This window comes from Pantoea sp. AG1095 (assembly GCF_003208415.1).
GTDB classification, from domain to species: Bacteria; Pseudomonadota; Gammaproteobacteria; order Enterobacterales; family Enterobacteriaceae; genus Pantoea; species Pantoea leporis.
This window is the reverse complement of the sequence record NZ_QKMJ01000001.1, coordinates 127,640-145,479: the sequence shown is the minus strand read 5'-3', so window position 1 is coordinate 145,479 and position 17,840 is coordinate 127,640. Positions and strand designations below refer to the sequence as shown.

19 protein-coding genes are annotated in these 17,840 nt (G+C 55.7%); 2 read left to right on the top strand and 17 right to left on the bottom strand.

The annotated features are described in order from the left end of the window. Positions 1 to 88 precede the first annotated feature (88 nt). From DEU53_RS00735 to sdhC, 4 genes are read right to left on the bottom strand one after another with little or no spacing between them, the layout of a single operon-like run. Positions 89 to 805 carry a succinate dehydrogenase iron-sulfur subunit gene (locus DEU53_RS00735; RefSeq protein WP_007890649.1) on the bottom strand — a complete coding sequence of 239 codons (717 nt, stop codon included), beginning with the start codon at positions 803 to 805 and terminating at the stop codon, positions 89 to 91. A 14-nt stretch (positions 806 to 819) separates the two neighbouring features. Next, on the bottom strand, positions 820 to 2,586 hold the full coding sequence (gene sdhA, locus DEU53_RS00730) for a succinate dehydrogenase flavoprotein subunit (protein WP_101763217.1): 1,767 nt from the start codon (positions 2,584 to 2,586) through the stop codon (positions 820 to 822). Then, positions 2,587 to 2,934, bottom strand: coding sequence for a succinate dehydrogenase membrane anchor subunit (sdhD, locus tag DEU53_RS00725; protein WP_049850912.1), 348 nt, complete (start codon positions 2,932 to 2,934; stop codon positions 2,587 to 2,589). After that, positions 2,928 to 3,317, bottom strand: a complete 390-nt coding sequence (gene sdhC, locus DEU53_RS00720; protein WP_101763218.1) for a succinate dehydrogenase cytochrome b556 subunit — start codon at positions 3,315 to 3,317, stop codon at positions 2,928 to 2,930. Before sdhC ends, sdhD begins: the two co-directional genes overlap by 7 nt. A gap of 636 nt (positions 3,318 to 3,953) precedes the next feature. Between sdhC and DEU53_RS00715 the strand changes: the two genes are divergently transcribed. Beyond that, on the top strand, positions 3,954 to 5,237 hold the full coding sequence (locus DEU53_RS00715) for a citrate synthase (RefSeq protein WP_008107361.1): 1,284 nt from the start codon (positions 3,954 to 3,956) through the stop codon (positions 5,235 to 5,237). A gap of 36 nt (positions 5,238 to 5,273) precedes the next feature. Here DEU53_RS00715 and nei read toward each other — a convergent pair whose 3' ends face one another. The 11 genes from nei to DEU53_RS00660 all read right to left on the bottom strand — a co-directional run bounded on the left by nei (position 5,274) and on the right by DEU53_RS00660 (position 14,528). Next, positions 5,274 to 6,062, bottom strand: coding sequence for an endonuclease VIII (gene nei / locus DEU53_RS00710; RefSeq protein ID WP_110865740.1), 789 nt, complete (start codon positions 6,060 to 6,062; stop codon positions 5,274 to 5,276). A gap of 11 nt (positions 6,063 to 6,073) precedes the next feature. Further along, positions 6,074 to 6,721, bottom strand: a complete 648-nt coding sequence (gene pcp, locus DEU53_RS00705) for a pyroglutamyl-peptidase I (RefSeq protein WP_101763220.1) — start codon at positions 6,719 to 6,721, stop codon at positions 6,074 to 6,076. A gap of 7 nt (positions 6,722 to 6,728) precedes the next feature. Beyond that, the gene (locus DEU53_RS00700; protein WP_110865739.1) at positions 6,729 to 7,745 is read right to left on the bottom strand and encodes a DUF979 domain-containing protein; all 1,017 of its coding nucleotides are present in this window, start codon (positions 7,743 to 7,745) and stop codon (positions 6,729 to 6,731) included. Then, positions 7,745 to 8,473 (bottom strand): DUF969 domain-containing protein, encoded by a 729-nt coding sequence (locus DEU53_RS00695; RefSeq protein ID WP_110865738.1) that lies wholly within the window; start codon positions 8,471 to 8,473, stop codon positions 7,745 to 7,747. Before DEU53_RS00695 ends, DEU53_RS00700 begins: the two co-directional genes overlap by 1 nt. Before the next feature lie 59 nt (positions 8,474 to 8,532). Then, complete coding sequence (gene pxpA, locus DEU53_RS00690) at positions 8,533 to 9,270, bottom strand: 5-oxoprolinase subunit PxpA (RefSeq protein ID WP_110865737.1); 738 nt, start codon at positions 9,268 to 9,270, stop codon at positions 8,533 to 8,535. Then, positions 9,260 to 10,192 (bottom strand): 5-oxoprolinase subunit PxpC, encoded by a 933-nt coding sequence (pxpC, locus tag DEU53_RS00685; protein WP_110865736.1) that lies wholly within the window; start codon positions 10,190 to 10,192, stop codon positions 9,260 to 9,262. Before pxpC ends, pxpA begins: the two co-directional genes overlap by 11 nt. Further along, positions 10,186 to 10,842, bottom strand: coding sequence for a 5-oxoprolinase subunit PxpB (gene pxpB / locus DEU53_RS00680; protein WP_110865735.1), 657 nt, complete (start codon positions 10,840 to 10,842; stop codon positions 10,186 to 10,188). The genes pxpC and pxpB overlap by 7 nt, the downstream gene beginning before the upstream one ends. Before the next feature lie 174 nt (positions 10,843 to 11,016). Continuing rightward, positions 11,017 to 11,760 carry a type 2 GTP cyclohydrolase I gene (locus DEU53_RS00675; RefSeq protein WP_110865734.1) on the bottom strand — a complete coding sequence of 248 codons (744 nt, stop codon included), beginning with the start codon at positions 11,758 to 11,760 and terminating at the stop codon, positions 11,017 to 11,019. Positions 11,761 to 11,778: 18 nt separating this feature from the next. Further along, on the bottom strand, positions 11,779 to 13,206 hold the full coding sequence (gene phrB, locus DEU53_RS00670; RefSeq protein WP_110865733.1) for a deoxyribodipyrimidine photo-lyase: 1,428 nt from the start codon (positions 13,204 to 13,206) through the stop codon (positions 11,779 to 11,781). Between the two features lie 12 nt (positions 13,207 to 13,218). Next, the gene (locus DEU53_RS00665; protein WP_110865732.1) at positions 13,219 to 14,175 is read right to left on the bottom strand and encodes a 2-thiouracil desulfurase family protein; all 957 of its coding nucleotides are present in this window, start codon (positions 14,173 to 14,175) and stop codon (positions 13,219 to 13,221) included. Between the two features lie 152 nt (positions 14,176 to 14,327). Further along, on the bottom strand, positions 14,328 to 14,528 hold the full coding sequence (locus DEU53_RS00660; RefSeq protein WP_008107019.1) for a YbfA family protein: 201 nt from the start codon (positions 14,526 to 14,528) through the stop codon (positions 14,328 to 14,330). Between the two features lie 246 nt (positions 14,529 to 14,774). Here DEU53_RS00660 and kdpE point away from each other — a divergent pair, with 246 nt between their 5' ends. Next, positions 14,775 to 15,449, top strand: coding sequence for a two-component system response regulator KdpE (kdpE, locus tag DEU53_RS00655; protein ID WP_110865731.1), 675 nt, complete (start codon positions 14,775 to 14,777; stop codon positions 15,447 to 15,449). Positions 15,450 to 15,488: 39 nt separating this feature from the next. Here the strand turns inward: kdpE and pgm are convergent, their stop codons facing one another. Both pgm and seqA read right to left on the bottom strand, forming a co-directional pair. Then, entirely contained in the window at positions 15,489 to 17,129 is a 1,641-nt protein-coding gene (gene pgm / locus DEU53_RS00650) for a phosphoglucomutase (alpha-D-glucose-1,6-bisphosphate-dependent) (protein WP_110865730.1), read from the bottom strand. Positions 17,130 to 17,153: 24 nt separating this feature from the next. Beyond that, positions 17,154 to 17,693, bottom strand: coding sequence for a replication initiation negative regulator SeqA (seqA, locus tag DEU53_RS00645; RefSeq protein WP_110865729.1), 540 nt, complete (start codon positions 17,691 to 17,693; stop codon positions 17,154 to 17,156). Positions 17,694 to 17,840 lie beyond the last annotated feature (147 nt).

Here is a 17,840-nt window from a genome sequence, read left to right as displayed (position 1 = left end):
GAACCTTTATAAGCGTGGTCAGCACCGCGCTTATAGAGGCTTCCGTAAACATCCGGGAACCCAGGTTCCCGGAGAGTGACTTTTTCTGTTACGCCCCGCGTTGCAGCAGCATCGACTTAATATGGCCAATGGCGCGCGTAGGGTTTAGGCCTTTCGGGCACACGCTCACACAGTTCATGATGCTGTGACAGCGGAAAACACTGAAAGCATCGTTGAGATTGTCGAGACGCGCATTGGTTTCCGTGTCGCGGCTGTCGATCAGGAAACGGTAAGCGGCCAGCAGGCCAGCCGGCCCAACAAACTTGTCCGGATTCCACCAGAACGACGGGCACGACGTTGAGCAACAGGCGCAGAGAATACACTCATACAAACCGTCCAGATGCTCACGCTCGGCTGGGCTCTGTAAATGCTCGCGCGCCGGTGGATTTTCCCCATTATTCAACAGGAAAGGCTTAATCTTCTCATACTGTGCATAGAATTGTCCCATGTCTACCACGAGGTCGCGGATCACCGGCAAACCTGGCAGTGGACGGATAACAATTTTCTTCGAACCGTTGCCCAGCGCAGAGATCGGCGTGATACACGCCAGACCATTTTTACCGTTCATGTTCAGACCATCTGAACCGCACACGCCTTCACGGCAAGAGCGACGGAAAGCCAGCGTAGGGTCTTTCTCTTTCAGACGGATCAGCGCATCCAACAGCATCATGTCGCGACCATCTTCCGACTCCAGGGTGTACTCCTGCATGCGCGGCTTGGCATCGACTTCCGGGTTGTAACGATAGATTGAAAATTCGAGTCTCATGATGATCTCCGCAATTAGTAGGTACGCGCTTTCGGCGGGAAGGCCGCACGCAGTTTCGGTTGCATGTTCACCTCACGGCGCGTCATGCTTTCCGTCTGCGGAACATAGAGACTGTGGCACAGCCAGTTTTCATCATCGCGGTCCGGGAAGTCGAAGCGGCTATGTGCGCCACGGCTTTCGGTACGGAAGTTGGCGGCAACAGCGGTGGCGTAAGCGGTTTCCATCAGGTTATCCAGCTCAAGACACTCGATACGCTGGGTGTTGAAGTCTGGCGAACGGTCATCAAGACGCGCTGATTTCAGACGCTCACGAATCACTTTCAGCTCTTCCAGACCTTCACGCATCGCATCGCCATCGCGGAACACCGAGAAGTTGTTCTGCATGCAGCGCTGTAGCGCTTTACGGATTTCGACAGGATCTTCACCGGTGGTGTTATTTTCCCAGCGGTTGAAGCGCGCCATCGCTGCATCGATATTTTCTGGCGTGGCTTCACGCAGTTCGCCCTGCTCTTCAATACACTCCAGCAGATGCACACCGGCTGCGCGGCCGAACACCACCAGATCGAGCAGCGAGTTGCCGCCAAGGCGGTTAGCGCCATGAACCGATACGCAGGCGATTTCACCGACGGCGAACAGACCCGGAATCACCTCATCCTGGCCCTGCTCATTCACGCGCAGCGCCTGGCCGGTCACTTTGGTTGGCACGCCGCCCATCATGTAATGGCAGGTTGGGATCACTGGAATCGGTTCTTTAATTGGGTCGACGTGGGCAAAGGTACGCGACAGCTCAAGGATGCCAGGCAGACGCGACTCCAGCACTTCGGCACCGAGATGGTCGAGTTTCAGTTTGATGTGCGGACCCCAGGGGCCATCGCAACCGCGACCTTCACGGATTTCCACCATCATCGAACGCGCAACCACATCACGCCCCGCCAGATCTTTGGCGTTCGGCGCATAACGTTCCATGAAGCGTTCACCGTGCTTATTCAGCAGGTAACCGCCTTCACCACGGCAACCTTCGGTGACCAGCACGCCCGCACCGGCAATTCCGGTTGGGTGGAACTGCCACATTTCCATATCCTGCACCGGCACGCCGGCGCGCAGCGCCATGCCAACGCCGTCACCGGTATTGATGTGGGCGTTAGTGGTGGATTGGTAAATACGGCCCGCGCCGCCGGTCGCCAGAATAGTGGCCTTGGCTTTGAAATAGACGGTTTCGCCGGTTTCCATGCAAATAGCCGTACAGCCGACAATCGCGCCGTCTTCGTTTTTCACCAGATCCAGCGCATACCATTCGGAGAAGATGGTGGTTTTGTTTTTCAGGTTCTGCTGATACAGCGTATGCAGCAAGGCGTGGCCGGTACGGTCGGCCGCAGCTGCGGTACGCGCCGCCTGCTCACCGCCGAAATTCTTCGACTGACCACCAAACGGACGCTGATACACCCGGCCGTCATCCAGACGGGAGAACGGCAATCCCATGTGTTCCAGTTCCAGAATCGCTTCCGGACCGACATGACACATATATTCGATCGCGTCCTGGTCGCCGATAAAGTCGGAACCTTTGACGGTGTCGTACATGTGCCATTCCCAGTTATCGTCATGGGTGTTACCCAGCGCAACGGTAATACCGCCCTGCGCCGATACGGTATGGGAACGGGTTGGGAATACTTTGGATAACAGGGCACAAGTCTGGCCCGATTGGGAGATTTGCAGAGCGGCGCGCATTCCTGCGCCACCCGCGCCGATCACCACGGCATCAAATTCTCTGACTGGCAAACTCATTTACACACCCCACACAACAACGGTTCCATAAATCGCATATGACAACAGCGCAACCACAATCACAAACTGCAGCAACAAACGGGTTGCAACAGGTTTCACGTAGTCAGTCAGCACCTGCCACATTCCAATCCAGCCGTGGATCAGAATCGAGAACAGCGTCAACATGGTGAATACTTTCGTGAAGGCGGACGAGAAGAAGCCATGCCAGACGTCATACGTCAGCGTGCCTGTCATCACGACAAAACCGAGGATGTAGAGAATATAGAGCGTAATTAAGATTGCAGCAGCACGCAGTAACAGCCAGTCATGGATACCGTTGCGTCCTAATGCAGAAGCATTGCTTACCATACGAGGACTCCAGCCAAAATTGAGAGCACGACAGTGATAACAAAAGCCGCTTGCGCGGAACGGGTTCCCACCTGCAGGGTTTCTGCTGTTACACCAAAATCAGCCAACATATGGCGAATACCGCTCACAGCGTGATACGCCAGCGCAGTTAAAATGCCCCACATGATGAATTTGGCGAAGAAGCTATCCATGATGGATGCCGCTTGCTGGAAACCTTCTGGAGAGGAGAGAGAGAGACCCAGTAACCAGAGCAGAATTCCGAGAGCGACAAAGGTGATCACGCCGGAGACGCGGTGGAGAATGGACGATATTGCAGTAACGGGAAACCGGATCGTCGAGAGATCCAAGTTAACAGGTCTTTGTTTTTTCACGGTTTTGCCCACACAGCTCTTTTTTATTTTGCTTCCTCCGGTCCTGAGTTGCGTCAGAGACACAGCGTGTGTTCAGACTGCAACCGCCACCAAAATAGCAACATCCAGTGTTAAATAAAGCGGGTAAAACGCTGGGTGGCTCCTGGTGTCAGGGTGTTCCGGAGACCTGGCCGCAGTATAGGAGGATCACATTCTGATTACAATTCCCCTACAATCTCTTTGGTCACATTTAGGCTGAACAGTGATCACCTTCACGATTTTCACAATTTATACATTTTTAATTATCTGATTTGACAAAGAATCAACATTTCAGTTACAAACAATCGCATTAAAGTCCTATGATGCACAAAAGTTATGGGGATACACTTTCCCCTAAGCTCAAGTTATGTAACATTGCCAATACAAGTAACACAAAGCATCAGGTTATTGGTTACCAAGAAGTTATGTCGTGACAGGAACTTTAACATCCTCGATGTGCAGCATGTCATGCCCCGACGCCACCGAATGGCCCAGTTCAGCATTTACTCTGTAACCCTGCACGACCAACGTTACCGCAGAGTGATGCTGTGAAGATTGTGGTTTTACGTAACAACATGGCTATTCTGGTGTCTAAGATCCTTACCTTAAAGGCGCTATGGAGACGAAATAATGACAGATAAAAAAGTGACGCTAACCCTACAAGATAATACTTCTGTTGAACTGGACGTGATGCAAGGCACGCTGGGACAAGATGTAGTTGATGTCCGCGCCCTTGGCTCACAAGGCCTGTTCACCTTCGATCCCGGCTTCACCTCTACGGCGTCCTGCGAATCTAAAATCACCTTTATTGATGGTGACGAAGGTATTCTGTTACACCGCGGTTTCCCGATTGATCAGCTGGCAACCCACTCTAACTATCTTGAAGTGTGTTACATCCTGTTAAATGGCGAAGCCCCGACCCAAGCCCAGTTTGAAGAGTTCCGCACCACCGTTACCCGCCACACCATGATTCACGAGCAAATCACCCGACTATTCCACGGCTTCCGCCGCGATTCGCATCCAATGGCAGTAATGTGTGGTGTGACCGGTGCGCTGGCAGCGTTTTATCACGACTCTTTAGACGTCAACATTGAGCGTCACCGTGAAATCGCTGCGTTCCGCCTGCTGTCGAAAATGCCGACCATGGCAGCGATGTGCTACAAGTACTCGATTGGCCAGCCGTTTGTGTATCCGCGCAACGACCTCTCTTATGCCGGTAACTTCCTGCACATGATGTTCGCCACGCCGTGTGAAGAGTACAAAGTGAATCCAGTGCTGGAACGCGCGATGGACCGTATTCTGATTCTGCACGCCGACCATGAGCAGAACGCTTCTACCTCTACCGTCCGTACCGCAGGCTCTTCAGGCGCGAACCCGTTTGCCTGTATCGCCGCCGGTATCGCTTCTCTGTGGGGACCGGCGCACGGCGGTGCCAACGAAGCGACACTGCGCATGCTGGAAGAGATCAGCACCGTTGATCACATCCCTGAGTTTGTTAAACGTGCGAAAGATAAGAACGATTCGTTCCGTCTGATGGGCTTCGGCCACCGCGTGTACAAAAACTACGATCCACGTGCCACCGTGATGCGCGATACCTGTCACGAAGTGCTGAACGAACTGGGCATGAAAGATGATCTGCTGGAAGTGGCGATGGAGCTGGAACACATCGCGCTGAACGACCCGTACTTCATCGAGCGTAAACTCTATCCAAACGTCGATTTCTATTCCGGCATCATTCTGAAAGCGATGGGCATTCCGTCTTCCATGTTTACCGTTATCTTCGCCATGGCGCGCACCGTGGGCTGGATTGCACACTGGAAAGAGATGCACGACGAAGGCATGAAAATCGCCCGTCCGCGTCAGCTGTATACCGGTTACACCGAGCGTCCATTCACCTCGGCGCTGGATAAATAAGAGAAAGGCGGCCATCTGGCCGCCTTTTTTATAGCGCTACAACTGGCATCCAGGGCACCAGTAAAACGGCCGCGATGACAGCACACCCTTCTCAATCACCGCGCCGCACCGCCGACACTTTTTACCCTGCCGATGAAATACCTCGAAGCGAAACGCTGCTTCTTCATGATACTTCTTCATGCTGCCACGCATCTCGTATGACAAACGCGGCACCGCCAGCATCGCCTCACTTAACGCCGTCAGCTGCTGTTCGCTGAGGTCCTGCGCCCGATGCGACGCCAGCAATCCGGCATGCCACAAAATCTCCACGCGCAGATAATTGCCGAGGCCGGCCAAAAAGGCCTGATCAAGCAGCAAGCCGCTGAACTGGCGACGACGAAAACGCGGCGACAGCAAACGCTCGCGCACCTCTTCCACCGTTAAGCTGGCATCCAGCACATCCGGGCCCACGCGCTGCAAAAAAGGATGCGCTGCCAAAGTATCGGCGTTGAGCAGCTCAATATCCGAGGCGCTATACAGCAAAATGGTTTTATCCGCCGTTGCGAGCCGAACGCGCAGCTGACGTGTGGTATTCGGCTGCGTACCGGTTGGCGCCACGCGCCACACGCCGTACAGCTGATTGTGGCTGTAGAGCGTCAAACCGTTGGAGAAGTGGGTGAGCAGCGCTTTACCGCGCGTTTCGAAGGCGTTGATGGTGGCATCCATCAGCGCCGGTTCGTAGGTTTTCAGCTGTGGAAAGGCAAACCACACATCGGTGAGGGGTTTGCCGACCATTGCCTCTGCCAGCTGATCCGCCGCGCGGCGGATCTCCGGTCCCTCAGGCATAACAACTCCTTTTAATGCGTAGCGCCACCGACGACGCGGATATCATTTTCGGTACTCAGGATCACCTGCAGCGAGGTTTCCAGCGCCTGAATCACGCTTGCAGTCGCCATGCTGGCCACGCCGGGATGGTGCACCGCTTGTTCCGGCATATACGGGATATGAACAAAACCGCCGCGCGCCTTGCTGTTGGTGGTGTGGATCCAGTGCAGCAGGCTGTACATCACGTGGTTACAGGTGAAGGTGCCGGCGGTCTGCGATACAGAGGCCGGCACACCCACTTCACGCAGCGCGGCAACCATCGCTTTGATCGGCAGCGTGGAGAAATAAGCCGCCGGGCCATCCGCCTCGATGGGCTGATCGATCGGTTGCTGTTGGTTGTTATCCGGTATGCGCGCGTCATCCACGTTGATCGCAACGCGTTCAACGGTAATATCGGCGCGGCCGCCGGCTTGCCCGACGCACAACACGCGGTCGGGTTGAATCTCCTCCAGCGCGCGCGTCAGCACTTCACCGCAAGTGGCAAATACTACCGGCAGTTGGCGCACCACAATGCGTGCACCGGCGATCTCTTTGCCGTCGAAGGTGCGCACCGCTTCCCACGAAGGGTTGATGTTTTCGCCACCAAAAGGCTCAAACGCCGTCATTAACACCGTTTTCATTACAACCTCACAAGAACATCAGGAAGTAGAGTAGGAAAATATTCACTACCAACAGTAGCACACCGGTTGGCACCTGAGCCTTGATCACCGCGTTGCGGTCCGGCAGCTCCAGCAGGCGCGCTGGCACGATGTTGAAGTTGGCCGCCATCGGCGTCATCAGCGTGCCGCAATAGCCGGAGAACATCCCAATCGCCGCCATTACCGCTGGATTGCCGCCGTGCTGCAGTACCAGAATCGGAATACCAATGCCGGCGGTGACAATCGGGAAGGCAGCAAACGCATTGCCCATCACCATGGTCAGCAATGCCATGCCACCCGCATACACCGCGACGGCAATCAGGCGATTATCTACCGCCAGATACTGTTCGGTGAGATGCGAAATTGCCGTGCCGACACCGGCGCTGGTGAACAGCAGGCCAAGCGTGGCCAGAATCTGCGGCAGAATAAACGCCCAACCGACCGCATCCAGCAGGCGACGGGTTTCCTGCATCGACTGCAGCGGCTTTTCATGGGTGATTTTCAACGCGATCAGCCAGCCCAGCAGGCAGCCAATCATCATGGAGAACAGCGTCACCAGCGTGGCGTGATTGCCGGGACCAAACACCGTATCCTGCAAACCGGGAATATGGTTAAACGCCAGCACGCCAATCACCGTCACCAGTGGAATCGCCAGCGCTGGCAGGAACAGTTTGTTGTGCAGACGTTTAGCACTTTCCTGTTTCTGCTCATCGCTGCGCTGATGATAACGCCCCAGACGCACGCCGCCGAAACCCGCAATCAGCGCCATCAACACCACGGCCACGCCCACGCCGATATGCAACCAGCGGCGGCCCAGTTCCGCATCGCCCGCCCATTGTCCCATCAGCTGATAAGCACCGTCGCCAATCAGAAAAATCAGGCCATACAGTGCCCAGAACAGACCGGTGGTAAAACGGCGCGGGTTAGCGCTGTCACGCCATGAAAGCACGGCAACCACCAGCAGGATTACCCCTGCCAGCCACATCAAATATTGTTGCTGGAACATTACTTCGCTCCTTTGGCGTTCAGCGCCTGCTGGTTTAACGCGCCCAATTCACGCGACAGCTGGCGATCGAGACGCACCAGACGAGCTGAATGAATGAGGAAAGCACAGAGCGCGGTAGGAATGCCCCACAGCGCGATATGCAGCGGTTCGGTGCTGATACCGGCAGATTCCTGCATAAAGTTATGCATGAAGATAATCGCGCCAAAGGCAACGAAGATATCCTCGCCAAAGAACAGGCCGATGTTATCAGTCGCCGCAGACATGGCGCGCAGACGATGGCGCACCTCTGGCGGGACATCACCGTAGCGGTTTTCTGTGGCACCTTCGGCCATCGGCGCCAGCAGCGGACGCACCATCTGCGGATGGCCGCCCAGGCTGGTTAAGCCCAGCGCGGCGGTGGCTTCACGCACAAACAGGTAAACGATCAGCAAGCGGCCGGCGGTGGCGGTTTTGATCTGCGCGATCCAGCTTTGCGCTCGCTCTTTCAGGCCATGACGCTCCAGCAAACCGATAACAGCCAGCGGCAGCAGCAGAATCAGCGGCAGGTTACGCGTATTGAGGAAGCCAGAGCCGAGCTTTTCCAGAATGTCTGCCAGCGGCAGATGCGCTGCCAACCCGGTGACGAAGCCCGCCACAATCACCACCAGCACCGGGTTAAAGCGCAGCACAAAACCCAGAATGATGGCGGCAATGCCCAGCAGCGGCCAGAGGTTTACCACGTTATCCATGTTGTTCCCTTATGTGAAAAGACAAAGCCCGGCGTGATGCCGGGCAATGAGTAAAAACGTTATGCGCTGGTGACCGCAATCTGACTGGTCGCAAATGCCGCGCGCAGCGTGCGGGCGAACTGCAGCGCATGTGCGCCATCACCGTGTAAACAGACGGTTTCGGCGTTAACCTTGACCCATTCTCCGCTGATGCTCTGCACCTGACGCTGCTGCACCATCGCCAGCGTTTGCGCCAGCGCCTGATCGGCATCTTCAATCATCGCTTGCGGCTGGCTGCGTGGCACTAACGCCCCGCTCGCCAGATAGCCGCGATCGGCAAACACCTCTTCGCGGGTGCGCAGACCATGATGCGCCGCCGCCGCAATCGACGCGCTGCCCGCCAATCCGACCAGAATCAATCCGCTATCCACGGCTTTTACCGCGCGCGCGATGGCATCCGCCAGTTGCGGATCGCCCGCCGCCTGGTTGTACAGCATGCCGTGCGGCTTGACGTGTACCAGCCGTTCGCCTTCGCTCTCCGCAATGCTTTTCAGCGCACCAATCTGGTAGATCATCTGCGCATACACCGTTTCCGGCGGCAGCTGCATGGCGGTACGGCCAAAGTTTTCCCGATCGGGGAAACTCGGATGTGCGCCAATCGCCACGCCCGACGCTTTCGCCCAGCGCACCGATTGCAGCATGGTTTGCGCATCACCAGCGTGGAAGCCGCAGGCGATATTGGCTGAACTCACCAGCGTCAGCAGCTCCCGATCGCTGGTGCTGCCTTCGCCGAGATCGGCGTTAAGATCAATCTTCATGGGCCAATCCCCAGGCTATTTGGTCGAAGGAACGCTGTTGATGCTGTTTGGCGTGTATCGCGTCTTCCAGCGTGCAGTGGATAAAGTGAATCGGTTCGCCGAGACGAATTTGCGCCAGATGATAAAGATCGGCTTCGATGATGCAGGCAATGCGCGGATAGCCGCCGGTAGTTTGTGCATCCGCCATCAACACAATCGGTTGACCATTGGGCGGCACCTGTACCACGCCAGGCACTAAACCGTGCGACAGCAAATCGCGCGTCGCATCGCGATGCAGTTGACGTCCCTGCAGGCGATAACCCATGCGATTACTTTGCGGACTGAGCTTCCACGGGCTGCGCCAGAAACCCTGCTGCGCCTCACGCGAGAACTCGTTATATTCCGGGCCCGCTAAGGCGCGGATGCGGTTGCCCCACAGCAGTTGACGCACGCCGGCTTTATCTTTGAAGTCGCGCGTCGGTTTACCCAACGGCAGCTCGTCGCCATCCTGCAATTTACGTCCCTGCCAGCCGCCAAACGCTGCCTTGAGATCGGTACTGACCGAACCGAGCATGTCCGGCACGGCAAAACCACCGTTGATCGCCAGATAGCTGCGCATGCCGCGCGTGGGCGTTGCCAGCGTCAGCACCTGCCCTTTTTTCACCGGCAGACGCCAGCCGGTCCAGACCGGTTTGCCATCCAGATCGGCATTGCAGCCCGCGCCCGTCAACGCAAACCAGCCATCACGGGTAAACTGCGTTTTAAATTGTCCCAGCACGATTTCCAGCACCGCGCTCTGCTCGGGGTTGCCCACCAGCATATTGGCGGTGCGCATTGCCGGTTGATCGAGCGCGCCGCCCACGCTGATGCCATATTGGCGGAAGCCGGTGCGGCCGTGGTCTTGCAGCGAGGTCATCATGCCCGCGCGGAGAATTTTCAACATACGCCCTCCTGCTGCGGCACAAAACGCACGCTATCGCCGGGGCGTAACAGTGTCGGCGGATGCTGAAGCGGGTCGAACAGGCTGAGCGGCGTATGGCCAATCAGTTGCCAGCCGCCGGGCGCGGCTAAGGGATAGATGCCGGTTTGGCTGCCGCCGATGCCCACCGAGCCGCTCGGCACCAGTACGCGCGGTTCAGCGCGGCGTGGCGTGTGTAAACGCTCATCCAGGCCGCCGAGATAAGGGAAACCAGGCTGGAAGCCGATGAAATAGACCACGTAATCGATGCTGCTGTGCAGTTCTACCGCTTGCCTGGGCGTCATGTTGGCGAGTTCCGCCACCTCCTGCAGATCCGGCCCGCCTGCGCCGCCGTACACAACTGGAATCTCGACGCGGCGCGATTCCGGCAGCTGCGCTTCGCTCTCTTCCCACCAACGCTGTAAACGCTCAATCGCGTCCAATGCATTGCGTTGCGGATCGCGCAGCAGCAACGTCAGGTTGTTCATGCCAGGAATCACTTCCTCAACCTGCTCGTTTTGCTGCAGTCGCTGACACAATCCCCAGATGCGCTGCTGGCTGGTCAACGAAACCGGTGGCTCCAATTCCAGCACCACCGCGCGCTCACCTAGCAGATAACAACGTGCTCGTTGCAAAAACAACCTCCTGGTAAAAGTCTTACATGTCGCAGAACGAATGTTGCAGGATCGCCATTGATAGCGAACGAACTTCTCGTTTATGCGTAAAGGCCATAAGTTATGCGAAAGTGACAGAGATGTGTCAACAGATTTGCGCCCTTAACGCAGGTTAAGGGCGTGAGAGAGGAGAAATCAGGCCGGATTGTCGATGTCGATAAAGGTCACATCAAGGCCATGATGGGCAGCTAACCATTCACCCAGGGCCTTGATGCCGCCGCGTTCGGTCGCGTGGTGTCCGGCGGCAAAGAAGTGCAAACCTTGTTCGCGCGCGCTGTGGATGGTTTGCTCGGAGACTTCGCCGGTAATAAAGGCATCGACGCCAAAGGCTGCCGCGCTATCGATAAAGCCCTGACCGCCGCCGCTGCACCAGGCAACGCGCTTGATCAATGCCGGCGCGTTATCACCACAGTGCAGCGGTGTGCGACCTAAACGTTGGGCAATTTTTTCCGCCAGCGCCGCGCCACTCAGTGGTTGTGCCAGCTCGCCCCACGGCACCAACGGCTGAATCTCGCCTTTCACTGCAATATCAAACAGACGCGCCAGCTGCGCGTTATTACCCAACTCCGGATGGGCATCCAGCGGCAGATGCCAGCCATACAAATTGATATCATTGGCCAGCAGCGTGCGCAGACGCTGGCGCTTCATGCCTTTAATCACCGGCGCTTCGCTTTTCCAGAAGTAACCGTGATGCACCAGCACCGCATCGGCGTTGCGCTTCACCGCCTCATCCAGCAGCGCCTGACAAGCGGTTACGCCAGTGATGATGGTTTTCACCTCGGCGCGCCCTTCCACCTGCAAACCGTTCGGCGCGTAATCGCTGAAGGCGCTGTTATTCAGCTGCTGGTTAACGATCTGTTCTAACTCGACATTATTCATTACGGCTCCCTGACCGCCTCAAGCCGCGCTGCGAGCGCGCTCAAAGGCGTCTAGTGTCTTTTTACGTGCGTCCTTATGTTCCACGATTGGCGCGGGATAATCGAGTTTCTTGTTATTTTTCTGCGCCCACACTTGCGGCTGATGGATATCGCTGTCGGGCACCTCGCTGAGTTCCGGCAGCCACTGACGGATAAATTCGCCCTGTTTATCAAAGCGCTCGCCCTGCGTGGTGGGATTGAAGATACGAAAATAGGGCGCGGCATCGGTGCCAGTTGACGCGGCCCACTGCCAGCCGCCATTGTTGGCGGCCAGATCGCCATCGATCAGCTGCTGCATGAAATAACGCTCACCTTCACGCCAGTCGATCAGCAGATCCTTCACCAGGAAACTGGCGGTAATCATGCGCAAGCGATTATGCATCCAGCCGAGCGTGTTGAGCTGGCGCATCGCCGCATCAACAATCGGATAACCGGTTTTGCCCTGTTGCCAGGCCGTTAAATGTTCCTGGTTAGACTGCCAATCCACGTTGCGCGTCCAGTCGACAAACGGCTGATGCTTACACAGCGCCGGAAACGCCACCATCAGATGACGATAGAATTCGCGCCAGATCAGTTCGTTCAGCCAGGTAAAGGCCTTACCCTCGTTGAGCGCATCGGGATGCTCTTTGAGCACGCGATGAAGACATTGGCGCGGCGACAGCACACCAGTGGTCAAATAAACCGATAAGCGGCTGGTGCCGTCAATGGCCGGTAAATCACGCTGATCCGGATAATGCTGCACCGCCTGTTTAGCGAAGTGGCGCAGCTGTTTTAACGCCGCCTCTTCTCCCGCCGGGAACAGACTTTCATCAAAGGCTTCACAAGGATAATCAAAAGCGGGAATCTTCTTTTCGATACTGATGGGCGCACCATCACGCGCTTTCGGTGCCTGATGGCACTCCGGTAAGCCCTGATGTAAACGACGAACAAAGGCTTTGCTGAACGGCGTGAACACTTTGAACATGGTGTTGCTGCCGGTTTGCACGCTGCCCGGCGGCAACAGCAAGCTGTCATCGAATCCCTGGCATATTACGCCCTGCGCATCCAGACGTTTCTCCGCCTGCGCATCGCGTTCACGCTCGTTGATTTCGTACTGGTAGTTGTAGAACAGCGCATCAACCCGTTGCTGCTGGCAAAATTTCGCCAGATATTCAATCGAAGCGGCAAAGTCATCACACTGATGGAAATGCAGAGGAATGCCGCGTTCAGCCAATGACTTCTGCAACAAGCTGAGATTTTGCTGGATGAACGCCGCCTGCTTTGGCGCCATATGGTGTTGCTGCCACTGCTGCGGTGTGGCGATAAACAGCGCAATCACTTTGGCCTGGCTATCGCGGCAGGCAGCGGCCAGCGCCATGTTGTCATTGATGCGCAGATCGTTGCGCAGCCAAACTAAATGGGTGGTCATAAAGCCCCGAAATTATTGGCCGTAGCGCAAACGCAGCGCTTCCGGATAAGGATCAAAATAGCGCTGCTGTGCCAGCCACGGATGCGGGTATTCCGCCATGTAGTGTTTCAGCATGGTGATCGGTGCTAACAGCGGCTGTACGCCCTGACGATAACGATCAATCAGTTGCGCCAGCTCCTGACGCTGCGGCGAACTCAACTGCGGACGGAAGTAGCCTTGTACATGCATCAGCACGTTAGTGTGATTGCGTCGTGATGCCTGATGTGACATCAGGTGCATCAGACGACTGCGGTACTCAAAAGCGTAATTCTCCAGCGAATCCCACTGGTCCATCGCCGCGACAAAGCGGCCCATCTCGCGATATTCGTCCTGCGCATGAGATAGCAGCAACAATTTGTAGCGACTATGGAAGGCCATCAGCTTGTGGCGCGATAATCCGCTGCGCCACATTTCGTTGAATTCGTGCAGCGCATAGACGCGGCCGATAAAGTTTTCGCGGATAGCGTCGTCATGCAGACGACCATCCTCTTCCAGCGGCAGCCATGGCATCTCTTTCTGTAAAAATGCGGTAAACATGCCGGTGCCCGCTTTACGATTGTTGTTGGTTTCAGGCTCGTAAACGCGGACACGTTCCAGCCCACAGCTAGGGGATTTGGCACAGAGGATGTAGCCGCACAGATGATGTAACGACTTCACGCGTTCGGCGGACCAGCGCTGCATCTTTTCCGTCACCTCTTCGCCGCCATCTTTGCTGAAACAGAGATGGATGTTTTCATCGCTCTCTTTTACCAGGCGCAAAGCCGGACGTGGCGTCGGTAAGCCAATCGCCATTTCGGGACATACAGGTTCAAAGCGCACAAATGGCACGAGTTCGTCCGTGGCGAAAGCAAAACGTTTATGGCCACCATCAAATCGGACGTTATCCCCGAGCAGGCAAGCGCTGATACCAACAGGAATTTTCTCGCTCATACTTGTACAACCTCATAAATCTTGTAGAGGTTTTAAGTGTAGCTGAAATGCGCGGAGATAACAGCGGGAACGCGTGGTGGGCGTGAAAATTATCGATAAAAAAACCCGGCGCTTCACGTGAAGTCGCCGGGTTAATACTGCGCTAAAATCGCTTACCAGTGAATGCCGGCAGCCGCTTCAGACTGCGCCAGCCAGACGGGTTTCGTGCTGGTTTTGCACCACATACGATGCAGGTAACTGTACAAACGTGCGCGATCTGAGCGGAATAACATCACTGGCAGCGCCAGCAAACCGATTGCTACCACCAGCACGCGGCGCAGTACGATTTTATACAGTGGATATGCGCGATCCATCTTTAGCCCCCTTGTGGTAAACATTGCGTTGAAATGTGATCTGGTTCAGATATTACCCGTTGTTGTGTAATTTTACTACTCATCCGACCACTATATTTGCGCTTTTTTTCAGCAATTTGTGTGGTGATGAAAGTTAGTTACAAGATTGTGAATCAAACGATCCATTCAAGTTAAAAACTTCGTGACGGACGCCGGGCCGCTTTATTGCTAAAGTGATGCGTTAACTTTTTTGCCGCTGGAGGCAGCGTGACGACCATCTTGATAGTGGAAGATGAAAAAGAGATTCGCCGTTTCGTGCGCCTTGCGCTGGAGAGCGAAGGCCTTAAGATTGTGGAAGCGGAGCAACTGCAGCGCGGCCTGATTGAAGCGGCGACGCGTAAGCCGGATCTGGTGATCCTCGATCTCGGCTTGCCGGATGGTGATGGCAATGACTTTATCCGTGAAGTACGTCAATGGAGCAGCATGCCGGTGATTGTGCTGTCGGCACGGAGCGATGAGCAGGATAAGATTGATGCGCTGGACGCGGGTGCGGATGATTATCTCACTAAGCCGTTTGGCATAGGTGAACTGCTGGCGCGTGTGCGCGTGGCGCTGCGTCGCCATCAAAGCAACCAGCCAGAACCGGTGGTGAAATTTGGTGAAGTGAGCATAGATTTGGCGGCGCGCCGTGTATTGCGCAACCAACAGGAAGTGCATCTGACACCGACTGAATTCCGTCTGCTGAGTTTGCTGGTGAACAACGCCGGAAAAGTGCTGACCCAGCGTCAATTACTGAATCAGGTTTGGGGGCCCAATGCGGTGGAGCACAGCCATTATTTGCGCATCTATATGGGGCACTTGCGGCAGAAGCTGGAAGCGAATCCCACGCAGCCCAGCCATTTGCTGACCGAAACCGGCATCGGCTATCGATTTATGCCATAAAAAAAGGCCGCGAAGCGGCCTTTTCTCTTCACTGCCCAATCAGGCGTTTTTCAGTACTTCGCTAACAATCTCAACCGCTTCTTTCTCGATTTGCTGACGATGTTCAGCACCCAGGAAGCTTTCGCAGTAGATTTTGTACGCGTCTTCTGTACCTGATGGACGCGCGGCGAACCAGCCGTTTTCCGTCATCACTTTCAGACCACCGATTGACGCACCGTTACCCGGCGCGGCAGTCAGGCGTGCGGTGATCGGATCACCCGCCAGCGTATCTGCGCTCACCATTTCTGGTGACAGCTTAGACAACGCGGCTTTCTGTGCAGAAGTCGCCGGAGCTTGCAGACGGTTATAGCTTGGCGCACCAAAGCGTTCGGCCAGCTCGTCATAGTGCTGCTGCGGATTCTTGCCAGTTACCGCCGTGATTTCAGCAGCCAGCAGGCACAGAATGATGCCGTCTTTATCGGTTGACCAGGCTGAGCCATCGAAACGCAGGAAGGATGCGCCCGCGCTCTCTTCACCGCCGAAACCGAAGCTGCCATCGAACAAACCATCAACGAACCATTTGAAACCAACCGGCACCTCCACCAGCTTACGTCCAATGTCGTTGACCACGCGGTCGATCATCGCGCTGGAAACCAGGGTTTTCCCTACAGCAACGTCTTTGCCCCACTGCGGGCGATGCTGGAACAGGTAGTTAATCGCCACCGCCAGATAGTGGTTCGGATTCATCAGACCCGCAGGCGTGACGATGCCGTGACGGTCGTAATCAGGATCGTTACCAAAGGCCAGGTCGAATTTGTCTTTGTACGCCAGCAAACCGGCCATCGCGCACTCGGATGAGCAGTCCATACGCACCACGCCATCTTTATCCAGATGCATGAAGCGGAAAGTCTGATCGATCGCATCGTTCACGATGGTCAGATCCAGTTTGTAGTGCTCAGCAATGCGCTGCCAGTAAGCAATACCGGAACCGCCTAACGGATCGACGCCAATTTTCAGGCCGGCGTTCTGAATGGCGGCGAAGTCAATCACCTGCGCCAGACCTTCAACGTATGGCTGGATCAGATCCTGCTCAACGATGTGGCCGCTCGCCCATGCCTGATCCAGCGGCAGACGTTTCACGTCTTTCAGCTCGCCTTTAATCAGCTGGTTAGCGCGATCTTCCACCACTTTGGTAACGTTGGTATCAGCCGGGCCACCGTTTGGCGGATTGTATTTGATACCGCCATCTTCCGGTGGGTTATGCGAAGGCGTGATAACGATGCCGTCCGCCTGCGTGCCGCCGCGTTTGTTGTGCTCAAGAATCGCGTTCGAGATTGCAGGCGTTGGTGTGTAGCCATTGTCCTGCTGAACAATCACGTCCACGCCGTTAGCGGCCAGCACTTCCAGCACCGACAGAATCGCTGGCTCAGACAGTGCATGCGTGTCTTTACCGACGTAGCACGGACCGGTGATGCCATTCTTTTTACGCTCTTCAGCAATCGCCTGCGCGATCGCCAAAATGTGCTGTTCATTGAAGCTTTGGCGTCCCGCGCTACCGCGGTGGCCTGAAGTGCCAAATTTCACCGCATGATCCGGATTCGCCACATCGGGCTTCAGGACATAATACTGCGAGGTTAATTGTGCAACGTTAATCAAATCGCTCTGCTGGGCAGGCTGCCCGGCACGGGGGTGATTGGCCATTGGCGCTTCTCCCTGACGCTTCAGTTAAATGGTGCCGCGAACTTTCTCTGTCAGTTCCTGTGGGAACTGCATAGCCAGCATGATGTGTTCCACCATGCTGCATTTGCGACCTGTATTGGTGTTCGTGATCACCCAGTACGGTGTGCCGGGAACGTGCTTCGGCTTGGTATGGGTGCCATTTTGCAGCAGCGTGTGCTCGTCGCCCGCAAAGTAGACGCGGGTACGGCCCTGCAGCGAGGCAGTAGCTTCAGCAAACGCAGCAGGATCAAGACGATAGAGCGTTGACAGTACCAACATGAAGCGGTTAACCGCCTTATTCTGCTCGGCATATTCATCGGAAAGTAGCAGCTCACGTACCGCACGGACGCGATCCTGAGGACGCGCTTCACGGCTGGCAGGTTGCGCTTCTTTCATTGATGCACCAGCGGCGGGCGCAGCGGGTGCGCTCTGTCCGGCGGTGAACTTCAACATGCGGCGCAAAATATCTGAGGCGCTTTCACCAATGTGCTGCGTGTGGCTGGCAATATAACGGTAGAGTTCTTCGTCAACTTCAATCGTTTTCATCTTTTTCCGTACGATTCTGGCAAATGACAGAACCACGCATTCTTGCAACGTCCTTAGCAAAATCCAGTCGTGCAAAACGTGAGCGGGTTCTAACATAAGGATTATAAAGTTAAATCCGTGGCAGCCGATAGCGTTGGCAACGTTTAC

Bases quoted from the DNA above. Each gene is read 5' to 3' on its own strand.
- phrB (WP_110865733.1), bottom strand. From the start codon at position 13,206: ATGACCACCCATTTAGTTTGGCTGCGCAACGATCTGCGCATCAATGAC.
- DEU53_RS00675 (WP_110865734.1), bottom strand. From the start codon at position 11,760: ATGAATAATGTCGAGTTAGAACAGATCGTTAACCAGCAGCTGAATAAC.
- pgm (WP_110865730.1), bottom strand. From the start codon at position 17,129: ATGGCCAATCACCCCCGTGCCGGGCAGCCTGCCCAGCAGAGCGATTTG.
- seqA (WP_110865729.1), bottom strand. From the start codon at position 17,693: ATGAAAACGATTGAAGTTGACGAAGAACTCTACCGTTATATTGCCAGC.
- DEU53_RS00665 (WP_110865732.1), bottom strand. From the start codon at position 14,175: ATGAGCGAGAAAATTCCTGTTGGTATCAGCGCTTGCCTGCTCGGGGAT.
- DEU53_RS00700 (WP_110865739.1), bottom strand. From the start codon at position 7,745: ATGTTCCAGCAACAATATTTGATGTGGCTGGCAGGGGTAATCCTGCTG.
- DEU53_RS00660 (WP_008107019.1), bottom strand. From the start codon at position 14,528: ATGGATCGCGCATATCCACTGTATAAAATCGTACTGCGCCGCGTGCTG.
- pxpC (WP_110865736.1), bottom strand. From the start codon at position 10,192: ATGTTGAAAATTCTCCGCGCGGGCATGATGACCTCGCTGCAAGACCAC.
- sdhD (WP_049850912.1), bottom strand. From the start codon at position 2,934: ATGGTAAGCAATGCTTCTGCATTAGGACGCAACGGTATCCATGACTGG.
- DEU53_RS00715 (WP_008107361.1), top strand. From the start codon at position 3,954: ATGACAGATAAAAAAGTGACGCTAACCCTACAAGATAATACTTCTGTT.
- DEU53_RS00735 (WP_007890649.1), bottom strand. From the start codon at position 805: ATGAGACTCGAATTTTCAATCTATCGTTACAACCCGGAAGTCGATGCC.
- sdhA (WP_101763217.1), bottom strand. From the start codon at position 2,586: ATGAGTTTGCCAGTCAGAGAATTTGATGCCGTGGTGATCGGCGCGGGT.
- pcp (WP_101763220.1), bottom strand. From the start codon at position 6,721: ATGAAAACGGTGTTAATGACGGCGTTTGAGCCTTTTGGTGGCGAAAAC.
- nei (WP_110865740.1), bottom strand. From the start codon at position 6,062: ATGCCTGAGGGACCGGAGATCCGCCGCGCGGCGGATCAGCTGGCAGAG.
- DEU53_RS00695 (WP_110865738.1), bottom strand. From the start codon at position 8,473: ATGGATAACGTGGTAAACCTCTGGCCGCTGCTGGGCATTGCCGCCATC.
- pxpA (WP_110865737.1), bottom strand. From the start codon at position 9,270: ATGAAGATTGATCTTAACGCCGATCTCGGCGAAGGCAGCACCAGCGAT.